This window comes from Paraburkholderia fungorum, from assembly GCF_900099835.1.
Taxonomy (GTDB): Bacteria; Pseudomonadota; Gammaproteobacteria; order Burkholderiales; family Burkholderiaceae; genus Paraburkholderia; species Paraburkholderia fungorum_A.
This window is the reverse complement of sequence record NZ_FNKP01000002.1, coordinates 1,377,132-1,395,482: the sequence shown is the minus strand read 5'-3', so window position 1 is coordinate 1,395,482 and position 18,351 is coordinate 1,377,132. Positions and strand designations below refer to the sequence as shown.

The 18,351-nt window shown below is 61.2% G+C and carries 15 protein-coding genes; 9 read left to right on the top strand and 6 right to left on the bottom strand.

Annotated elements, in window-relative coordinates; genetic code table 11:
- Window positions 1-233: 233 nt before the first annotated feature.
- The 4 genes from BLS41_RS22150 (at window position 234) to BLS41_RS22135 (ending at window position 4,217) form a co-directional block, all read left to right on the top strand.
- On the top strand, window positions 234-716 hold the full coding sequence (locus BLS41_RS22150) for a sugar dehydrogenase complex small subunit (protein ID WP_074768712.1): 483 nt from the start codon (window positions 234-236) through the stop codon (window positions 714-716).
- Window positions 716-2,335, top strand: coding sequence for a GMC family oxidoreductase (locus BLS41_RS22145; protein ID WP_074768710.1), 1,620 nt, complete (start codon window positions 716-718; stop codon window positions 2,333-2,335). The genes BLS41_RS22150 and BLS41_RS22145 overlap by 1 nt, the downstream gene beginning before the upstream one ends.
- A gap of 2 nt (window positions 2,336-2,337) precedes the next feature.
- Window positions 2,338-3,624 carry a c-type cytochrome gene (locus BLS41_RS22140; RefSeq protein WP_074768708.1) on the top strand — a complete coding sequence of 429 codons (1,287 nt, stop codon included), beginning with the start codon at window positions 2,338-2,340 and terminating at the stop codon, window positions 3,622-3,624.
- 347 nt (window positions 3,625-3,971) lie between these two features.
- Window positions 3,972-4,217 carry a DUF6723 family protein gene (locus tag BLS41_RS22135; RefSeq protein ID WP_074768706.1) on the top strand — a complete coding sequence of 82 codons (246 nt, stop codon included), beginning with the start codon at window positions 3,972-3,974 and terminating at the stop codon, window positions 4,215-4,217.
- A 78-nt stretch (window positions 4,218-4,295) separates the two neighbouring features.
- On the opposite strand, the gene BLS41_RS22130 is transcribed toward BLS41_RS22135, so the two are convergent.
- A complete protein-coding gene (locus BLS41_RS22130; RefSeq protein WP_074768704.1) occupies window positions 4,296-4,532 on the bottom strand; it encodes a hypothetical protein in 237 nt (78 codons plus the stop codon).
- A 166-nt stretch (window positions 4,533-4,698) separates the two neighbouring features.
- On the opposite strand from BLS41_RS22130, the gene BLS41_RS22125 reads away from it, so the two are divergent.
- From BLS41_RS22125 to tkt, 3 genes are all read left to right on the top strand, one after another.
- Window positions 4,699-4,959 (top strand): hypothetical protein, encoded by a 261-nt coding sequence (locus BLS41_RS22125; protein WP_074768702.1) that lies wholly within the window; start codon window positions 4,699-4,701, stop codon window positions 4,957-4,959.
- Between the two features lie 176 nt (window positions 4,960-5,135).
- Complete coding sequence (locus tag BLS41_RS22120; RefSeq protein ID WP_074768700.1) at window positions 5,136-5,681, top strand: cupin; 546 nt, start codon at window positions 5,136-5,138, stop codon at window positions 5,679-5,681.
- A gap of 365 nt (window positions 5,682-6,046) precedes the next feature.
- Window positions 6,047-8,125, top strand: coding sequence for a transketolase (gene tkt / locus BLS41_RS22115; RefSeq protein WP_074768698.1), 2,079 nt, complete (start codon window positions 6,047-6,049; stop codon window positions 8,123-8,125).
- Window positions 8,126-8,207: 82 nt separating this feature from the next.
- Here the strand turns inward: tkt and BLS41_RS22110 are convergent, their stop codons facing one another.
- From BLS41_RS22110 to BLS41_RS22090, 5 genes are all read right to left on the bottom strand, one after another.
- Window positions 8,208-9,293 carry a hypothetical protein gene (locus BLS41_RS22110; protein ID WP_074768696.1) on the bottom strand — a complete coding sequence of 362 codons (1,086 nt, stop codon included), beginning with the start codon at window positions 9,291-9,293 and terminating at the stop codon, window positions 8,208-8,210.
- Between the two features lie 225 nt (window positions 9,294-9,518).
- Window positions 9,519-10,604 carry a cell division protein ZapE gene (gene zapE, locus BLS41_RS22105; RefSeq protein WP_074768694.1) on the bottom strand — a complete coding sequence of 362 codons (1,086 nt, stop codon included), beginning with the start codon at window positions 10,602-10,604 and terminating at the stop codon, window positions 9,519-9,521.
- 148 nt (window positions 10,605-10,752) lie between these two features.
- On the bottom strand, window positions 10,753-13,074 hold the full coding sequence (locus tag BLS41_RS22100) for a hybrid sensor histidine kinase/response regulator (protein ID WP_253189729.1): 2,322 nt from the start codon (window positions 13,072-13,074) through the stop codon (window positions 10,753-10,755).
- A 13-nt stretch (window positions 13,075-13,087) separates the two neighbouring features.
- Entirely contained in the window at window positions 13,088-13,900 is an 813-nt protein-coding gene (locus BLS41_RS22095; RefSeq protein WP_074768690.1) for an alpha/beta fold hydrolase, read from the bottom strand.
- Between the two features lie 58 nt (window positions 13,901-13,958).
- Window positions 13,959-14,861 (bottom strand): YihY/virulence factor BrkB family protein, encoded by a 903-nt coding sequence (locus BLS41_RS22090; protein WP_074768688.1) that lies wholly within the window; start codon window positions 14,859-14,861, stop codon window positions 13,959-13,961.
- A 257-nt stretch (window positions 14,862-15,118) separates the two neighbouring features.
- Here BLS41_RS22090 and BLS41_RS22085 point away from each other — a divergent pair, with 257 nt between their 5' ends.
- Together BLS41_RS22085 and BLS41_RS22080 are read left to right on the top strand one after the other, a co-directional pair.
- Window positions 15,119-16,231 (top strand): ligase-associated DNA damage response exonuclease, encoded by a 1,113-nt coding sequence (locus BLS41_RS22085; RefSeq protein ID WP_143026340.1) that lies wholly within the window; start codon window positions 15,119-15,121, stop codon window positions 16,229-16,231.
- Window positions 16,228-17,904 (top strand): ATP-dependent DNA ligase, encoded by a 1,677-nt coding sequence (locus BLS41_RS22080; protein WP_074768686.1) that lies wholly within the window; start codon window positions 16,228-16,230, stop codon window positions 17,902-17,904. Before BLS41_RS22085 ends, BLS41_RS22080 begins: the two co-directional genes overlap by 4 nt.
- Window positions 17,905-18,351 lie beyond the last annotated feature (447 nt).

The following is an 18,351-nucleotide window of genomic DNA, read 5'->3' as shown; positions in this document are numbered from 1 at the left end:
AATAACGCAGTAGAAGCACAACCGGATCAGGCCGGCCCATCGCGCAGGTGGCACAGGCCGACAGCAACAACGGGATCACAAGTCGCGCGTGGTTGCTGCTGCATCGTCCGTTGTACTGGCTGGTGTATGACCCGATGCAGTGCAGGCAGCAAGCATTGAAAAACGCCTCACAAGGGATAAAAGGGATAAAAAAATTGACTCCACAAGACTCTCACGACTGATCCCCACTGGGGATGTCGTCAGGCACGCTCGGTGAAGCGTCGTCGATCAGCCGCCGTCGCTGGCTGCAGGGCGCACTCGCGCTGACGATGGCCGGTCTCACCGGTTCGCTCGCGCTCAAGGCGATCGCCGACGATGCGTCGGCGCCGCCGCTCGACGCGTTCATGACCCTGTCGCAATCGTTGACCGCGAAGAACGGTCTCGATCGCGATGTCGGCGCGCGTCTGCTGGCCGCGTTGCAGAAGTCAACGCCTGATCTCGCGCAGCAGTTGCCGAAGCTGGCCAGCGCGCTGATCGCCGGTTCCGCCGACGACGCGCAACAGGCGCTCGCGCTGAAGATCATGGAAGCCTGGTATCTCGGCACGGTCGACAACACCGTGATTACGTACGAGCAGGCGCTGATGTACACCGTGGTCTCCGACACGCTGGTGATCCGTTCGTATTGCGCCAATCAGCCCGGTTACTGGGCGCAGAAACCCGTCGAGAGGCAAGACTAATGGCCGACGCACAAAAGACCGAACAAGCCGATGTCGTCGTGGTGGGCTCGGGCGTCGCGGGCGCGATCGTCGCGCATCAGATGGCGCTTGCGGGCAAGTCCGTGATCCTGCTCGAAGCCGGGCCGCGCATGCCGCGCTGGGAAACCGTCGAGCGGTTTCGCAATCAGTTCGACAAGTCGGACAACTCCGCGCCGTATCCGTCCACGGCATGGGCGCCGCATCCCGAATACGGTCCGCCGAACAATTACCTGATCCTGAAGGGCGAGCACAAATTCAACTCGCAGTACATTCGCGCGGTGGGCGGCACGACGTGGCACTGGGCGGCGTCGGCGTGGCGCTTCATGCCGAACGACTTCAAGATGAAGACCGTCTACGGCGTGGGCCGCGACTGGCCGATGGAGTACGAAGAACTCGAAGCGTACTATCAGCGCGCCGAAGAGGAACTCGGTGTATGGGGCCCCTCGGACGAGCAACTCGGTTCGCCGCGCAGTGCGCCGTATCCGATGGCGCCGCTGCCGATCTCGTACAACGAGCAGGTCATCAAGAGCAAGCTCAACGCGTACGATCCGCACTTCAATGTCGTGACGGAACCGGTCGCGCGCAACAGCCGTCCGTACGACGGCCGCCCGACCTGCTGCGGCAATAACAACTGCATGCCGATTTGCCCGATCGGCGCGATGTACAACGGCATCGTGCACGTCGAAAAGGCCGAGGCCGCGGGTGCGAAGCTGATCGAAAACGCGGTCGTGTTCAAGCTCGACGTCGGCCCGGACAAACGCATCACCGCCGCGTTGTACAAGGATCCGCAGGGCGTCGAGCATCGCGTGGAGGGCCGTTATTTCGTGCTGGCCGCGAACGGCATCGAGACGCCGAAGATCATGCTGATGTCCACCAGCGCCGATTTTCCGCATGGCGTGGGCAACAGCTCCGACATGGTCGGCCGCAATCTGATGGATCACCCCGGCACCGGCGTCACGTTCTACGCGGACGAAAAGCTGTGGCCCGGCCGTGGCCCGCAGGAAATGACGTCGCTGATCGGCTTTCGCGACGGCGCGTTCCGTTCGACAGAGTCGGCCAAAAAGATCCACCTGTCGAACATGTCGCGCATCGATACGGAGTCGGCGAAGATTTTCAAGCAGGGCAAACTGATCAAGGCCGCCGATCTCGACGCGCAGATTCGCGACCGCTCCGCGCGTTTCGTCGAGTTCGACTGCTTCCACGAAATCCTGCCGCAGCCGGTCAACCGCATCGTGCCGAGCGCGACCGAGAAGGACGCGATCGGTATTCCGCGTCCCGAAATCACCTATCAGATCGACGACTACGTGAAGCGTGGCGCGGTGCATACGCGTGAGGTGTACGCCACCGCCGCGAAGATTCTCGGCGGCACCGAGATCGAATATCAGGACGAATTTGCACCGAACAACCACATCACCGGCGCGACGATCATGGGCAGCGATCCGCGCGATTCGGTGGTCGACAAGCATTGCCGTACGTTCGATCACCCGAACCTGTTCATCTCCAGCAGCGCAACCATGCCGACCGTGGGCACCGTCAACGTGACGCTGACCATCGCCGCACTTGCGCTTCGTATGGCCGACCAGTTGAAGAAGGAGGTCTGACCATGCTGAAGAAAACTCTGTTCTGCATGCTCGCCGCTGCGTTTGCGCTGCCTTCTCTTGCGCATGCCGATGCGTCAGGCGGCAGCAACGACACTGCGCTGATCAAACGTGGTGAATATCTGGCGACAGCCGGCGATTGCATGGCCTGCCATACGACCGCTCAAGGCAGACCGTTTGCCGGCGGTTTGCCGTTGAAGGTGCCGATGCTCGGCACGATCTATTCGAGCAACATCACGCCGGACCCGGAAACGGGGATCGGCAACTGGACGCTCGCAGATTTCGACGGCGCGTTGCGCAGAGGCGTATCGAAGGACGGGCACAACCTGTACCCGGCGATGCCGTATGTGTCGTACGCAAAGATCAGCGATGACGACGTGAAGGCGCTGTTCGCGTACTTCCGCTACGGCGTGGCGCCCGTGAAGCAGGCCACGCGTCAAAGCGACATTCCGTGGCCCCTCAACATGCGCTGGCCGCTGAAGGCATGGAACGCGATGTTCCTCAAGAGCGGACCGTATCAGGACAAGTCGAACCAGAGCGTCGAGTGGAATCGCGGTGCGTATCTCGTGCAGGGTCTCGCGCATTGCAGCACGTGCCACACGCCGCGCGGTTTTGCGATGCAGGAAGTGGCGCTCGATGAATCCGGCAGCGGATTCCTGAGCGGTTCGGTGCTGGCGGGATGGGAGGGGTACAACGTCACGTCGTCGTTGAATAGCGGCATCGGTACGTGGACGCCCGAGCAACTCAAGCAGTATCTGCAAACCGGACACGTACAGGGTCTGGGCGGCGCAGCAGGGCCGATGGGCGAGGCGGTCGAGCACAGCTTCTCGAAGATGACCGATGCCGACGTCACCGCCATCGCGGCCTACGTTCGCACCGTGCCGGCCGTGGAAGACGGCAGCAAGCAGCCGCGCGGCTCGTTGGGCAAACCGGCGACCGACGTGACGCGTCTGCGTGGCGTGGCGATGAGCGAAGGGTCGATCGACCCGGCGCGGCTCTTCCTCGGCAATTGCGCGAGTTGCCACCAGGCGGTCGGCAAGGGCACACCGGACGGCTACTATCCGCCGCTGATGCACAACACGACGGTGGGCGCGTCGAATCCGAACAACCTGATGCAGGTGATTCTGCATGGGGTGCATCGGAGCACGTCGAACAGCGATGTCGGCATGCCGGGCTTTGCCGTGCAGTTGAGCAATGACCAGATCGCCGCGTTGACCAACTATGTAACCACGCAGTTCGGCAATCCTGCGTCCACGCGAGTGAGTGCGCAGGACGTCGCGAAGTTGCGCTGAGTCCGGTGATGTGACTAGGCGGTCAGGGCATTGGTCCTGCCCGCCTTTTTTATTCTCGCCGAAGTCTGATCAGCCGATCGCGCGTGATACACCGCGCCTGATTCACTTTCCGTTCCACCTCTTTTCAATAGTCCGCCGTACTTCCTGACCGGCGTCCTGTGTGGGTTCGCCTCAACTCCATCTTCCATTTTTCCCGCTGGATACGCACGTTTTCATGCGTGGAACGCGTATTGCTCGACTCCGGTCAACGCGTGACGCAGATTCGGCTTCACGCATTGCACACTCATACCGGATGCGCGCAGTGGCGTACTAACCAGTGCGGGCAAAAGAGAATAGGGAAAGGGAACATGGCGCGACATAAGTCCGACGTTGCTGACGATGACTTCGAAATTTTCGCCAGCTATCACGGAACCGGCGACGGCCGATACGTAGGTGGGCTGAAGGTCATCAGAAAAGCTGACAGGAAAATACTGTTCCCGTTCGACGGTGCGCCTGAGATCGGGCCGTATGCAACTGCGGACGAGGCGCGGCGCGCGGCAGTCGATTATGGCCGCAATATCGTCGCGGCCGATCGTGCGTCGCCGGAAAAGTGACGGGTTGCTGAGCGGCGCGGCCTGGTCTGCCAGATGCCGCGCACGGTACTCCAATTCAGAAACCGCACATCCGTTTAGTCAAATCATCCCGCCTAGCGATGGCGAAATCGTGCTACCCCGGCTGGGGTCGTCAGGATGTTCGTCGGGTACAGTCGGCCGTGCAGTCAACGGCGGGTAGCTCCGATAACAATTGTCGATCGATGTATCGGCGAGGCATCGCTGGAACGCGTCGGCGTCATCTTTCTTCGCGAACGTGTACAGGGTTCGTTCTACCTGAACCTCGGTGTCGGAGACCCTGATGGTGGTCATCGTCATGATGTTCTCCTTTTTACAAGTATGGTCTGGACCGTCAATAACAGGTCCGCAACGGACGTGCCCACATTTTCGTTTCAACCCACGCGTGTCCTGAAATCACGCGAATTGGCGGAGAGGGACCGGATGTTGCTGCATCGATAACGTCCCTACGAAAAAGGAGAGCGCCATGCAGGACGAACCCCGCAAAAATCTCGACGCGCAAAATGTTTCACCTGAAGTAAAAGCGCGCAACAAGCCAAGTGGAACCCACTACGTGGAACCCAGCCCGCTCGGAATCGAGCCGGTTGTGCAGACGGGCGTCGATAAGGCCACTAATCCTCCGCGTTCGGATGAGCGTCCGGTTCATAGCGCCGAAGTGCCGCTCGGCACGGGCGAGCATGCCGAACCTCCGGGCGGCGGCGGGCGCGAATCGCAACGCAAAGGCTAACGGTTTTTTGCGGCCCAGGCGCGGTTTATGCGCCGCTGCAGAGACGGCGGCTGCAGTCGCGTGCCTGATATTTCCGCGAGCATCGACCAGCGCGGTAGAGGCCAACGCCGCGGCGAATCAACGCGTCGCATCGACGGTAAGAGAAGCAGGCGCAGTGTCAGAAACAGGAGCCAGACATGTACAACGATTCGAAGCACGGATTCGAAGCGGCTCAGACCAGCCATGAAGTTTTCATGTTGCCCCCGCACGACTGGGTGCCGAATAACCGCAAATTGCCGGTTGTTATTTATCGCCGGGCACTGTTACCGGACAGCGGCGACCTCGCTGCAGCTTTCGAACTGTTGTTCGAGCAGAACGAGTGGCCACCGCAATGGCGCGACGGCATTTTCGATTACCACCATTTCCACGCCAGCGCGCACGAGGTGCTGGGCGTGACCGACGGCTCCGCGCAGGTGATCGTCGGCGGGCCGGGCGGCCGGGTCGTCACCATTACGGCGGGCGACGCCTTGTTGCTGCCAGCGGGAACCGGCCACTGTCTTCAATCGTTCGCGCGGCATTTCAAGGTGGTGGCGGGTTACCCGGAGGGACAGCAGTGGGACATTCGCCGCGAGGCGCTGACACCGGACGAACTCGCCACCATGGAGGCGCTGCCATTTCCTGCAACCGATCCTGTCGATGGTGTGCACGGACCGCTTGTCGAACATTGGCTGCATGCAGCCTGACGACGCGACGAATCGTGCGCTTCGGATGCCTTAAGGCAGGAGTGAGCGCGGCTGTCGGCATAGCGCGTCATCATCATTTTTACCCTTTAAAAAAGGCTTTTCGCAAGCGTACTGAAAGCTCCCTCATCAAACGATGACTCGTGCAGCGCATCCACCCATGCGATATGTAAAGCGCAGTGCAGGTTTGCGCGCATCGGCGCATCATCTTGAAGTCTTGCTGCGGTCTCTCTTGCGTTGTTCCCCATCAACACGGTTTGCCGGGTTCGCTCTCACGCTGCCGAACGCCAATACTTCGCGCATTGCGATTGAGTGCGAGGCGCTGCGTTCCCGGTCACTCTCCCAACCGCCGAACAAGGAGTGCTTCCATGCAAAACGATCCCGCCCTCGATCAGTTGTGCGTCAATACGATCCGCACGCTGTCGATGGACGCTGTGCAAAAGGCCAATTCCGGGCACCCCGGAACGCCGATGGCACTGGCACCGGTTGCCTATCATCTGTGGCAGAACCACCTGCGCTACGACCCCGACGAGCCGCTCTGGCCGAATCGCGACCGCTTCGTGCTGTCGGTCGGACACGCGTCGATGCTGCTGTATTCGCTGCTGCATCTCGCCAACGTCAAGGCGGTCGACGAACATGGCAAGCCGACCGGCGGCCCAGCCGTCTCTTTGAACGACATCGAACATTTCCGCCAGCTCGACAGCAAGACGCCCGGCCACCCGGAGTATCGGATGACCACCGGCGTCGAAACCACCACCGGTCCGCTCGGACAGGGACTCGGCAATAGCGTGGGCATGGCGATGGCGGCGCGCTGGTATGAAAACCGTTTCAACCAGCCGGATACGTCGCTGTTCGACTACCGCGTGTATGCGCTGTGCGGCGACGGCGACATGATGGAAGGTATCTCGCACGAAGCCGCGTCGCTGGCGGGTCATCTGAAACTGTCGAATCTGATCTGGATTTACGACAGCAATCGCGTGACGATTGAAGGCCATACCGACCTTGCCTATGACGACGACGTGGAAACACGCTTTCGCGGTTATCACTGGCATACGCTGCATGTCGACGACGCGAACGACGCCGCCGCGCTGGAAAAGGCCTTCACAGAAGCGAAAAACGTGACGGACAAGCCGACGCTGATCGTCGTTCGCAGCATCATCGGCTGGGGCGCGCCGCACAAGCAGGACACCTCCGCCGCACACGGCGAACCGCTCGGCGTGGAAGAGGTCGCGCTCGCGAAGAAGTTCTACGGCTGGCCGGAAGATAAATTCTTCTACGTGCCGGACGGCGTGCACGAACGTTTCGCGCAGGGCATCGGCGCACGCGGCAAGGCGGCGCGCGCCGAATGGCAAGCGAAGCTCGACACTTATAGCAAGCAACATCCGCAACTCGCCCGCGAGTTCGCGCAGATCGAAGCGCATGAATTGCCGGCGGACTGGGACAGCGACATTCCCGTTTTCGAAGCGGACCCGAAGGGCGTGGCGTCGCGCGAATCGTCGGGCAAGGTGCTCAATGCCATTGCCGCGCGTGTTCCGTGGATGATCGGCGGCGCGGCCGATCTCTCGCCGTCGACGAAAACCAATCTGAAATTCGAAGGTGCGGGTAGTTTCGAAGCCGATAACTACGGTGGCCGCAATCTGCATTTCGGAATTCGCGAACACGTGATGGGCGCGGCGGTAAATGGACTTGCGTTGTCGAATCTGCGCCCGTACGGTTCGACTTTCCTGATTTTCAGCGACTACATGAAGCCGCCGATCCGCCTTTCGGCAATCATGGAAGTGCCCGCCATTTACGTGTTCACACACGATTCGATCGGCGTCGGCGAAGACGGACCGACTCATCAGCCGATCGAGCAACTGGCGTCGCTGCGTGGCGTGCCGGGTCTGACCGTGTTGCGTCCCGGCGATGCCAATGAAGTCTCCGAAGCATGGCGGGTGGCGATGTCGCAGCCGCATCGGCCGTCGTGCATCGTCGTGTCGCGCCAGCCGTTGCCGACGCTGGACCGCAGTCGCTACGCGGCGGCGAGCGGCGTGCAGAAGGGCGCGTATATTCTCGCCGACGCACCCGACGGCAAGAAGCCGCAGGTGATCCTGATGGCCACAGGCAGCGAACTGTCAGTCTGTGTCGACGTGTACGAGAAGCTGAAAGGCGAGGGCATTGCGGCGCGAGTCGTGTCGATGCCGTCATGGGACGTGTTCGAGCGTCAGGACGACGCGTATCAGGATTCGGTGTTGCCATCGGACGTGGATGCACGCGTCGCTGTCGAGCAGGCCGGTACGCTCGGTTGGGACCGCTATGTGGGGCGGCACGGCGCGCAGGTCGTGATGCATACGTTCGGTGCGTCCGCGCCACTTGCCGATCTGAAGAAGAAGTTCGGCTTCACGCCGGAACATGTGTACGAGGCAGCGAAGCAGCAGATCGCCCGGGTTGAGTCAAGGTCGAAGTGACGTGCAGATAAGCGCCTGAAACAAGGTGTTTTATGCAAGAGCGGCGGTTTCGGGAAACTGGAACCGCCGCTTTTTTACAGGATCAATTCGCCGGAATCGTGACGACCGGCGCTTTACTGCTGGTGTCGGCTTCAGCCAGCGCCATCAGATTCTGCACGACGGTGAACGCATATTTCGAATCGAAGTCGTTGCGCTCCACCCAATATGTCGACGATCCATAAGCAATCGACACGTATGCATTGTCAGGCGCGGCCTTGCCCGAATGAATGATGATCGTCGGCCGTGTTTCTCCGCCGATCAACCCCACGGTAGGCTTGGTCGAACCATCACTGATACGCTCGACCGGCACCTGCACCTGTGCGCCGAGGTCGGTCAGAATGCCGAGCACCGAGCGCGTGACCATCGGAATCCTGTCGCCCTTTTGCGAAGTCGACGACGGGCCGTACACCAGCTCATAGGTCCGCGTATTCGCCGACAGATGCAGCAGTTTGCGCACATGCGCGAGGTCGGCGGCCGTTTGCGGCGACTCGCCACTGGTGGTCGCGCCCATCGCCAGGAAGACGCCCATCGGTGCATTTTTGCCGTCTCCCTGTCGCGACTCGACATTCAACTCGCCGGCCATTTGCAGCCGTCGCAGAGCTTGCAGCAGTTCGAAGAAGCCGGGCGCGCCAGCGCTGTTCTCGCCGCCCAGTGCATTGCCGTTCTGCAAACCGCCGACCGATTGCGCGGTGATGCGCAACAGCAGGTCGATAGGAATACCGCCTTCGGCAAGCGGCAAAACAAGCGATGGCGCGAGCGGCCGGATATACGCGGACGCAAACGCTTCGCCGGTGGTCGGCGTGAACGTGAAGGTCGGATGATTCGAATAGGACACGCTGCCCGTCGCCGTCGCGTAGTTGGGCATGCTGCCGGAGCCTGCGTTGGCCGTCGCGCCGGCGGTGGTGTCGAACGTGTAAGCCGCGATGATGCTGCTGACGGTCAGGAACGCGGGGGCATCGCCGTAGCGCAGACCGATTACGGCAGCGAGAATCTCGCGCTTTTTCGCGTCGCCCAACGCGCGCGCGTAGTCGACCTGATCGGCCTTGAGGCGGGCGGGTCCGATGTGGACGCAAGCGGACGTAACGCAAGCCGCGCATAGCGCCGCAGCAACAGAAGCTGTTCTGATCATGGCAACGATGAGAGCGGATGCTAATCCGCTGATGAATGAGCCCGCAACGGCGGTAGCAGGGCGCATTCCCGCGCGGCGCGCGGTCGTCGCGAATGTTGTCTTTCAGCTGATGAATAGGGCGTTGGGCGCGATTCTGGAATCAAATCGCGCGCGCAGGATTTTCCGCTGCATTGCAAGATTTGCACGAATCGCGCTTTCGTTGCCGCGTATCCAGACCGAAAAATCTCACGCGGGCTGGTTCGACATGTCGCCCACATCGTCGAGCGTGCTGCGATAAGCGCGCGACTGCATTTCAGCAAGGCGGCTCAACGTTCTCGACAGATCATGCGCGCCTTCGAGGCCGCTCAAAGCCGCCTCGACCGGATGATCGGATGCAATGAACAGCGCGCGTTTGCGGTCGTAGAAAATATCGATCAGCCAGATCAAACGCTGCAACACCTGCGGTTTCGCGAGCCGCTCCGTGCGCAGATGATCGACGATCAAGCCGCTCCACTGTTCCGCAAGATCGAGATAATCGAGGTGCGAACGGCTTGCCAGACACAGATCGTCGAAGTCGGCCCACAGCACGCAGGCGCCTGCCGCGCGTGCCGCGAGCGGCCGTCCCGCGGCACTGAGGGTGACGGGCTCCACGCTCTGATCGCCTTCGTGCATAGCGAAAATTCGCCGCAGCGCGTCGCGGCTCGATGAATCGAGTGGGGAGAAAAAACGCGGCACCTGCGCCTGCTCGCCGCCAAACCGATAGTCGCGCGCGCCGTCGAAATGAATCACGGTAAAGCCGCGTTTGATCTGCCCGATGGTCGGCAGAAAGCGTTCGTGAAATTCAGGGTCCGGCAACAACGCGTCTGGCGCGTAGTTGGAGGTGAGGACAATGCGCGTGCCCTGGCTGATCGCGGTATCGAGAAAGCGCGCCATCAGGAAGGCATCGGCGATATCGTGCACGTGAAATTCGTCGAAGCACAGCAGTTCGATTCCGTCGAGCCACTGCCGCGACACCGAGCCCAAACGATCGTCGCCGCGCGGCTCGCTCACGAGCCGCCGGTTCATCTCACGCAGAAATTCGTGGAAGTGCAGGCGTCGTTTGCTACAGGTTGCCAACTCGAAGGCGGTATCGACGACAAGGCTTTTGCCGCGCCCCGGCAACCCGTGGCAATACACCCCTTGCAGCGCGGACGCCGCGCGCGACCTGTTGCGATGGCGCGCCTCGTCGGCGCCGACTAGCGTAACGAGCGCCTCGATAGCGTCGCGCTGACGCGGATCGGGCGTAATCCCTCGCGCGGCCAGCGCGCGCGTAATCTGCGCTTCGTCAAACATGGGCAACGACGATGCCCGCAAGTGACGCCATGGCGCGGACGCTGACAGAATTGATAGAACTAATGGCGGTGAGCTTGGACATGATGTGATGACTTGCGTGCGGCGATGGCTTGCAAATAGCGCGCCATTTTAACAGCGAGCTTAACGCTCAAACCCGCTGCCGCGTCAGCACCTTCTGCAATTCGCGCGGATCGACCGGCTTGGTGAAATGATGATCGAAGCCTGCGGCGACAGCAGTTTGCTTGTCCTGCTGCTGCCCCCAGCCGGTGACGGCGATCAGCAGAATACCGGCGTCGCGATGATCGACGCGGATGCGTCGCGCGACTTCATAGCCGTTCAGCAACGGCAAACCGATATCGAGAATCACCGCCTGCGGTGCGAATTCATTGATCAATGCCAGGCCCGCGATACCGTCGCCCGCCGTGCGCACTTCGTGGCCTTCGAGCTCGAGCACCATCGCAAGGCTGTCGGCGGCGTCGGCGTTGTCGTCGACGATCACCACGCGTAAGCCGCTTGCGTGCGACGATTCCGGCGCGGCGTCGTCAGCAGGTGCGGCGGCGGTTTGCGACACCGGCAGGCGAATCACGAATTCGCTGCCCGTACCCGGGCCGCCGCTGAACGCGGCGACGCTGCCGCCATGCAGTTCAGCCAGGCCGCGTACCAACGCGAGACCGATGCCGAGTCCCCCTTGCGAGCGGTCCAACGCCGGGGCGAGTTGCGAGAACATTTCGAACACACTATCCAGATGCTCACGCGGAATGCCAATGCCCGAATCGCGCACGATGATCACCGCTTCGTCACCTTCGCGTTCGGCCGCGAGCGAAATGTTGCCGCCGGCCGGCGTGTACTTGGCTGCATTGTTCAGCAGATTCAGGATCATCTGCGACAGGCGCGTCGGGTCGGCGTCGAGATAAAGCGGCTCGCGCGGCAGCGTCACGCTCAGATGATGCGACGACGCCTGCACGCTCGGCCGCGCAGCTTCCATTGCCGATTGCATTGCACGAGCGAGTTCGAGCCGCTGCTTGCGCAACTCGAGCTTGCCCTGAGTGATGCGCGACACTTCGAGCAGATCGTCGACCAGGTGCGTCATATGCTGCAATTGGCGGTCGAACACATCGCGTGACCAGCTCAATTGCGGATCCGCGAATTCCTTCAAACGCAGGATCTCCAGCACGTTACGCATCGGCGCGAGCGGATTGCGCAGTTCATGCGCGAGCGTGGCGAGAAATTCGTCCTTGCGCCGATCGGCTTTCGACAGTTCGAGATTGAGCCGCTGCAATTGCTGCTCGGCACGCCTGCGCTCAGTGATATCGCGAATCACGCAGACCGCGCCGTAGATATCGCCACGTGCGTTCGCCAGCGGTTTGACGACGGTTTCGCACACACCGCGCGAGCCGTTGCGTCGCACGAAAGTCAATTCGCTGCGCCACGTGCCCTCGCTGGCGAGCGCGGCAAACGCTTCGCGGCGAATGCGTAGCGCGTCTTCCGGCGGATGAAAGATCGACACGGGCTGGCCCAGAATCTCGCGCGTGCGGTAACCGAGCATGCGTTCGCCGCCGACATTGAAGTCGGTGATATTGCCGCGCAGATCGGTGATGACGATCGCGTCGCTCAGGTGTTCGAAAATCGCCGCCTGACGCAGCAGCACGGTCTGCGCTTCCTTGCGCTCGGTGATGTCGATACCGAGCCCGTAGATGGTGGCCGGTTCGCCCTGGCGGTCGTAGGTCACGCGGCCGCGGCCTTCCATCCAGCACCAGTCACCGCTCGCATGCATGAAGCGGAATTCGGCGACGTAGTCGTCGCCGGTCGCAACCGCATGATCGACGGCCTCGTTGAGCGCGCTCAGATCGCCCGGGTGAATCAGGTCGAAGAAGCCGCCGGGCATGCTCGAAAAGCGTCCTTCGGCGTAACCGGCGAGCGCTTCGAGTTCGCGGCTCCACCAGAATCTGTCCGACTTCGGCTCGTGTGACCAGGCGCCCATGCGCGCGCCGCGCATGGCGAGGCTGAGCACGTCGCGACTTTCCTGCAGCTCTTTTTGCGCAAGCTGATGCGCGGCCACCGACGCCTCGGCGTTACGCCGTGCAAGCAGCAGTTCCTGCTCGTATCGATGCCGGTCTGCGACGATCAGCATCGCCACTTCGAGATAAATCGTCTCGCCATGACGACGGCGCACCGCGTTGAGCAGCATCGGCACCATATGGCCGTCGCGGTGCATCAGGTTCAGCTTGACCTCGGCCACCGACCCTTGCATCTGCAGAAGCGGAGCCCAGTGCGTCTGATAAAACACCTTGCCGCCCGCGCTCAGAAGATCCTGAATCAGTTTGGCGCCGGCGAGTTCGTCTGCGCTATAGCCAAGCCAGCCGCACAAGGTGGCATTGACGCGCTGAATGCGGCCGCCCGCGTCGGCGATGAGCAGACCACAGGCTGCGTGCTCGTACAACGTGTCGGCGGGTAGCGGCGAGGGGTCCATGCTATGCATCGCGTTACACGCTCATCGGCGCAAGAAAATCGATGATGGCCGCCGAACTGGCATGCGGCGAGCTGAGATGCGGACAATGGCCGACGTTCTCGATCACGTGCAGCGTGCTGGCGGGCATCATGCGGTGCATGTATTCGCCGACGGAGCACGGCGCGATGATGTCGTCGCTGCACTGCAGGATCAGCGTGGGCGTGGTGCTGCGCGCGAGATTCGGACGGTGATCCGACAGAAAGGTGACGCGCGCGAATTGGCGCGCAATCTCGGGATCGGTGCGGCAGAAGCTGTTGGTCAACTCGATGCCCAGTTCCGGTTGTTCCGGCGCGCCCATGATGGCGGGCGCCATATTGCTCGACCAGCCGAGGTAGTTGCCTTCGAGCGTGTGCAGCAGGTCGTCGATGTCCTCGCGCGAGAACCCGCCGATATAGTCGCCGTCATTCACGTAGCACGGTGACGGACCCACCATCACATGAGCGGTGAACAGGTGAGGCTGCTTCAGGCTCGCGATCAGCCCGATCATCGCGCTGACCGAATGACCGACGAACACCACCGGTTCGCCGCCTACTTCGCGAATGACTTCGATCAGGTCGTCAGCGTAGCCATCGAGAGAGTCGTATTTCCGAACATCGTAGGCGGATAGATCGGATGAACCGCTGCCCACATGATCGAATAGCACCGTACGGTAGTCATCATGAAACGAGGGTATGAGATAACGCCACATACTCTGGTCACAGCCGAAGCCATGTGCCAGCACCATGGTCCGTTTGCCGCTGCCGGAAACCTGCACGCTATTGCGCCGGGTAATGCTCGTGCTGCTCATCGTCGAGTCCTGAGTTCTGCGTCTACCGGGATGTTACAGCAGGCGAGAACATCTCCGCTCAACCGGTTTTAATCTCTGGTTGCGCCGCCTGAACGGGCTCGTGCCCGAAGCGCTCGTATTGCGATATCACCTGCGCGCCGAATAACAGCAACGTGGCGAGCCATTCAAGGCTGAGCAGGATCACGATGGCCATCGTCAACGATCCATAGACAACGCTGACCTGCGACAACGTGGCGAAATACCAGACCAGCACGTGCCGCGTGATCTCCCACAACACCGCCGCGACGATGCCGCCAAAGAGCGCGCGTTTGATCGTCGGTCGACCGACCGGCATGACCAGATATACCGACGTCAACACAAAAATCTCTCCAGCAAGTCCTAGCAGATAGAGCACGACGCGCGAAAGTCCCTGCAACGAAACATGCAGGCCGAATAACTGGAGGCCTTCCGCGCCGATGGTTTCGAGCGCGTTCGATACGCACGTGACGATCAGCAGGCCGATGCCGAGAAACAGGATGTAGCAATATGGCAGCAAAGCGGAGAGCAGAAAGTGGCGCCGACGGACCGCTACGCGATGCACAAAGATCAGCGACATCGCATTCTCCAGCACCGTGAAGGCGAGCGAACTGAAGAAGATCATCGTCAGTAACAGCACCCAGCCGATCACCGCGCGATGCTCGAGGAAATTCGCCAGTTCCTGCACCAGCGCGTTCGATTGACCCGGCACGAGCCATCGCAGCAGATGCGCGAGCGCGGCGAGCAATACATGCTGCGGCACGACCCGCGACAACGCGATAACGATCAGAATCAGCAGCGGTACGATAGACAGCAAAGCGTAATACGCGACCGCGCCGGCCAGCAGTAACCCCTGGTTCGCGCGGAATGCCTTGAGCGTCTGCAACAGGAACCGGCCGGGATGTTTCACCACATATAACGCATGCTGGTCGAGGATGATTTGCATGGAGCCTCGCGGTGCGAGTCGGGGATTGCCGGATTGCAGCCCGTATCGACGCGCCTGCCTGCTTTATACCGCAAGCAAGAACGCAGCCACAGACAGGCTGCCTTTTTCCTGCGGCTTCTGTTCCCGGTCCGCTAACGGGAATGCAGTTTGCTTGGGTTGTGCGTCGGCCTGCGAACGGGCGTTCGAATGCGTGAGTTCCTCTTACGCGATTCGCCCGCTTCGACCGGCGCTGTGCGGCCAACCTGTGGAATTCGCCGATGGACTCGCTGGAACACCCATTGAACATCGTGCCGGACCAGGCGGAACTTGCCGCGGACCTCGTCGTCGCTCGACCCGAGGGCCTATATTGCCCGCCCGGTGATTTCTATATCGACCCGTGGCGGCCGGTCGAACGCGCCGTCATTACGCATGCCCATTCCGATCACGCTCGCTTCGGGCATCGGCATTACCTTGCTTCCCACGCCGGGGCCAATGTGCTGCTCTCGCGTTTGCCGGGCATCACGTTGCAAACGCTGCCCTATGGCGAGCGTCTCGCGATCAACGACACGGTCGTTTCGCTGCATCCCGCCGGACATGTGCTCGGTTCGTCACAAGTGCGGATCGAGCACGAGGGACGTGTATGGGTGGCATCGGGCGATTACAAGCTCGATCCCGATCCGACCTGCGACCCGTTCGAACCCGTGCGCTGCGATACGTTTATCACCGAATCGACTTTCGGCTTGCCGATTTATCGATGGGATGCGCCGCGAGTCGTCTTCGATGGTATCGATTCATGGTGGCGTCATAACGCGGCCGAGGGGCGTGCATCTGTGCTGTTCTGCTACTCGTTCGGCAAAGCGCAGCGTGTGCTGGCGAGCGTCGACTCGGCGATCGGGCCGATCTTCTGCCATGGCGCCGTGGAGCCGCTCAATCGCGCGTATCGGGACGCGGGTGTGCGTTTGCCGCCAGTGGGTCTGGTCAGCGAGGTCGCCGCAAAAGACAAGGCCGTGTTCAGGCAGGCGTTGATCGTCGCGCCACCGTCCGCGCAGGGCAGCGCGTGGCTCAAGCGATTCGGCGACTATAGCGACGCCTTCGCCTCCGGCTGGATGCGTCTGCGTGGCGCGCGGCGGCGACGCGGTGTCGACCGTGGTTTTGTTCTGTCGGATCACGCCGACTGGCCCAGTCTGCAAACAGCGATTCAATCGACCGGCGCACAACGCGTGATCGTCACCCATGGTTCCGTGGAGCCGATGGTGCGATGGTTGCGCGAACAGGGCTTGCAGGCAGGCGCTTTTGAAACGCAATACGGAGACGACACGGTCGAAGCCGATGCGGCGGGTGCCGACGAAACCCCGACGAGCGCAGACACCTCGGCGGCGAGTCACACATGAAGCGCTTCGCCGCCCTCTACACCGCGCTCGATGCCACCACTTCGACGCACGACAAACTCGAAGCGCTCACGAGTTACTTCGACGTGGCCGAGCCGGAAGACGCTGCGTGGGCGTCGTATTTCCTCGCGGGCGGCAAGCCGCGTCAATCGGTGCCGACGCGTTTGCTGAGCGAAATCGCTCGTGAACGCGCAGGCTTGCCGCCGTGGTTATTCGAGGAGTCGTATCACGCGGTGGGCGATCTGGCGGAAACCATCGCTCATATCCTGCCGCCCGCTCAGCGTAGTTCGGAGTTGGGCCTCACGCAATGGATCGAACAACGCGTGCTGACATTGCGCGGTGTCCCGCCTGACGAATTGCGCACGCGCTTACTCAGCTATTGGGATGAACTCGACTGGAGCGGCCGCTTCCTGCTGACGAAACTGATCGGCGGCGGCTTTCGGGTCGGCGTCGCGCGGCAACTGGTGGTGAGAGCGCTCGCGGAAGTAGCGGGCGTCGATCATAAGCGGATTGCGCAACGCATGGTCGGCTGGACCGATTCGCAACAGACGCCGAGCGCGGCGCGCTATCTTCGTTTGATCGCACCAGAGCTGACTGCCGACGATACGCAAGCGGCCGCGCAAATCCACGATAGCGATATGGGCTTGCCCTATCCGTTCTTTCTTGCGCATCCATTACAGGCCGATCCGGCGACGCTCGGCGATCCCGCGCAATGGCAGATCGAGTGGAAATGGGACGGCATACGCGCACAACTCGTCAAACGTGCAGGACGTGTATGGCTTTGGTCGCGCGGCGAAGATCTGATCACCGATCGTTTTCCCGAAGTGACTGCATTGGGCGAAGCGTTGCCGGACGGTACGGTAATCGACGGAGAAATACTGGCATGGGAGCCTGGCGCGAGCGCGCCGTTACCGTTTGCAAGACTGCAACCGCGTATCGCCCGTAAAACGCTGACGAAAAAGATTCTCGCCGATTCACCCGCCACGTTGCTTGCTTACGATCTGCTCGAAGCGCAAAGCCAGGATTTACGGATGACACCGCTAGCCGAACGTCGCACGAAACTCGATGCATTGGCGGCCTCTCTCGACGGTACGCTGGCGCACGATCTTCTACGCGTGTCGCCACTGGTCCGCGCGACGGATTGGCAGGCGCTCTCGGTGTTGCGCGAAGAAAGCCGCGCGCGTGGCGTAGAAGGGCTGATGGTGAAAGAGCGCGAGTCGATGTACGGCGTAGGCCGCACGAAAGCCTCGGGCACGTGGTGGAAATGGAAGATCGATCCTTATGCGGTAGATGCCGTGCTTGTTTATGCACAACGCGGCCATGGTCGTCGCGCGAGTCTTTATACGGATTTCACCTTTGCCGTCTGGGACGAAGCCAACGGCGTGCGCACGCTCGTGCCGTTTGCAAAGGCCTATTCGGGATTGACTGACGAAGAGATGCGTCAGGTGGATGCCATCGTCCGCAAAACCACCATCGAAAAATTTGGTCCCGTGCGCAGCGTGACGCCCACGCTCGTATTTGAAATCGGCTTCGAAGGAATTCAGGCGAGCCCGCGTCACAAGTCGGGCGTGGCGGTACGTTTTCCACGCATGCTGCGCTGGCGCACCGACAAACAGATCGACGATGCCGATACGCTGACCATGCTGAAAGGCTTTATCGACGATCGTGCGGGATAACCCGCTGAGCGCAAACCCCTAACACGTTGCTGGTTTTAACGCGCGTTTCCTCGCTTATCCTTCAGTATGTTTATTGTCGACGTTAGCCGCTTAAGTCAGCGATAGAGGTTTGCAAACCTTCTTTTCAACCGGCATCAATAAATGGGTATAGCCGGATAAATCAAACTCGGCATCACGAGCCGCGCAATGCACGCAGCATGGGCGATGTGCACGGCCGAAGTGCGTTTCACCGACGCCACGCACACAAGAGTACTGAGTGGCGTCACTCAATTCACAGCGCGATGCAACGGGCTTCCCTTTACACCGTGAATCGTGTTGACCTGTAAGGCTTTTGCCGCGGCGCTTTGACAGAGCAACGCATCGGGCCGAAATAGTCGTACGGCAAACAGAGAGCTTTGCCTACACAGTGGGAGCGAATCTTGCGCGCGTGTTCCAAGGTGCCCGTCA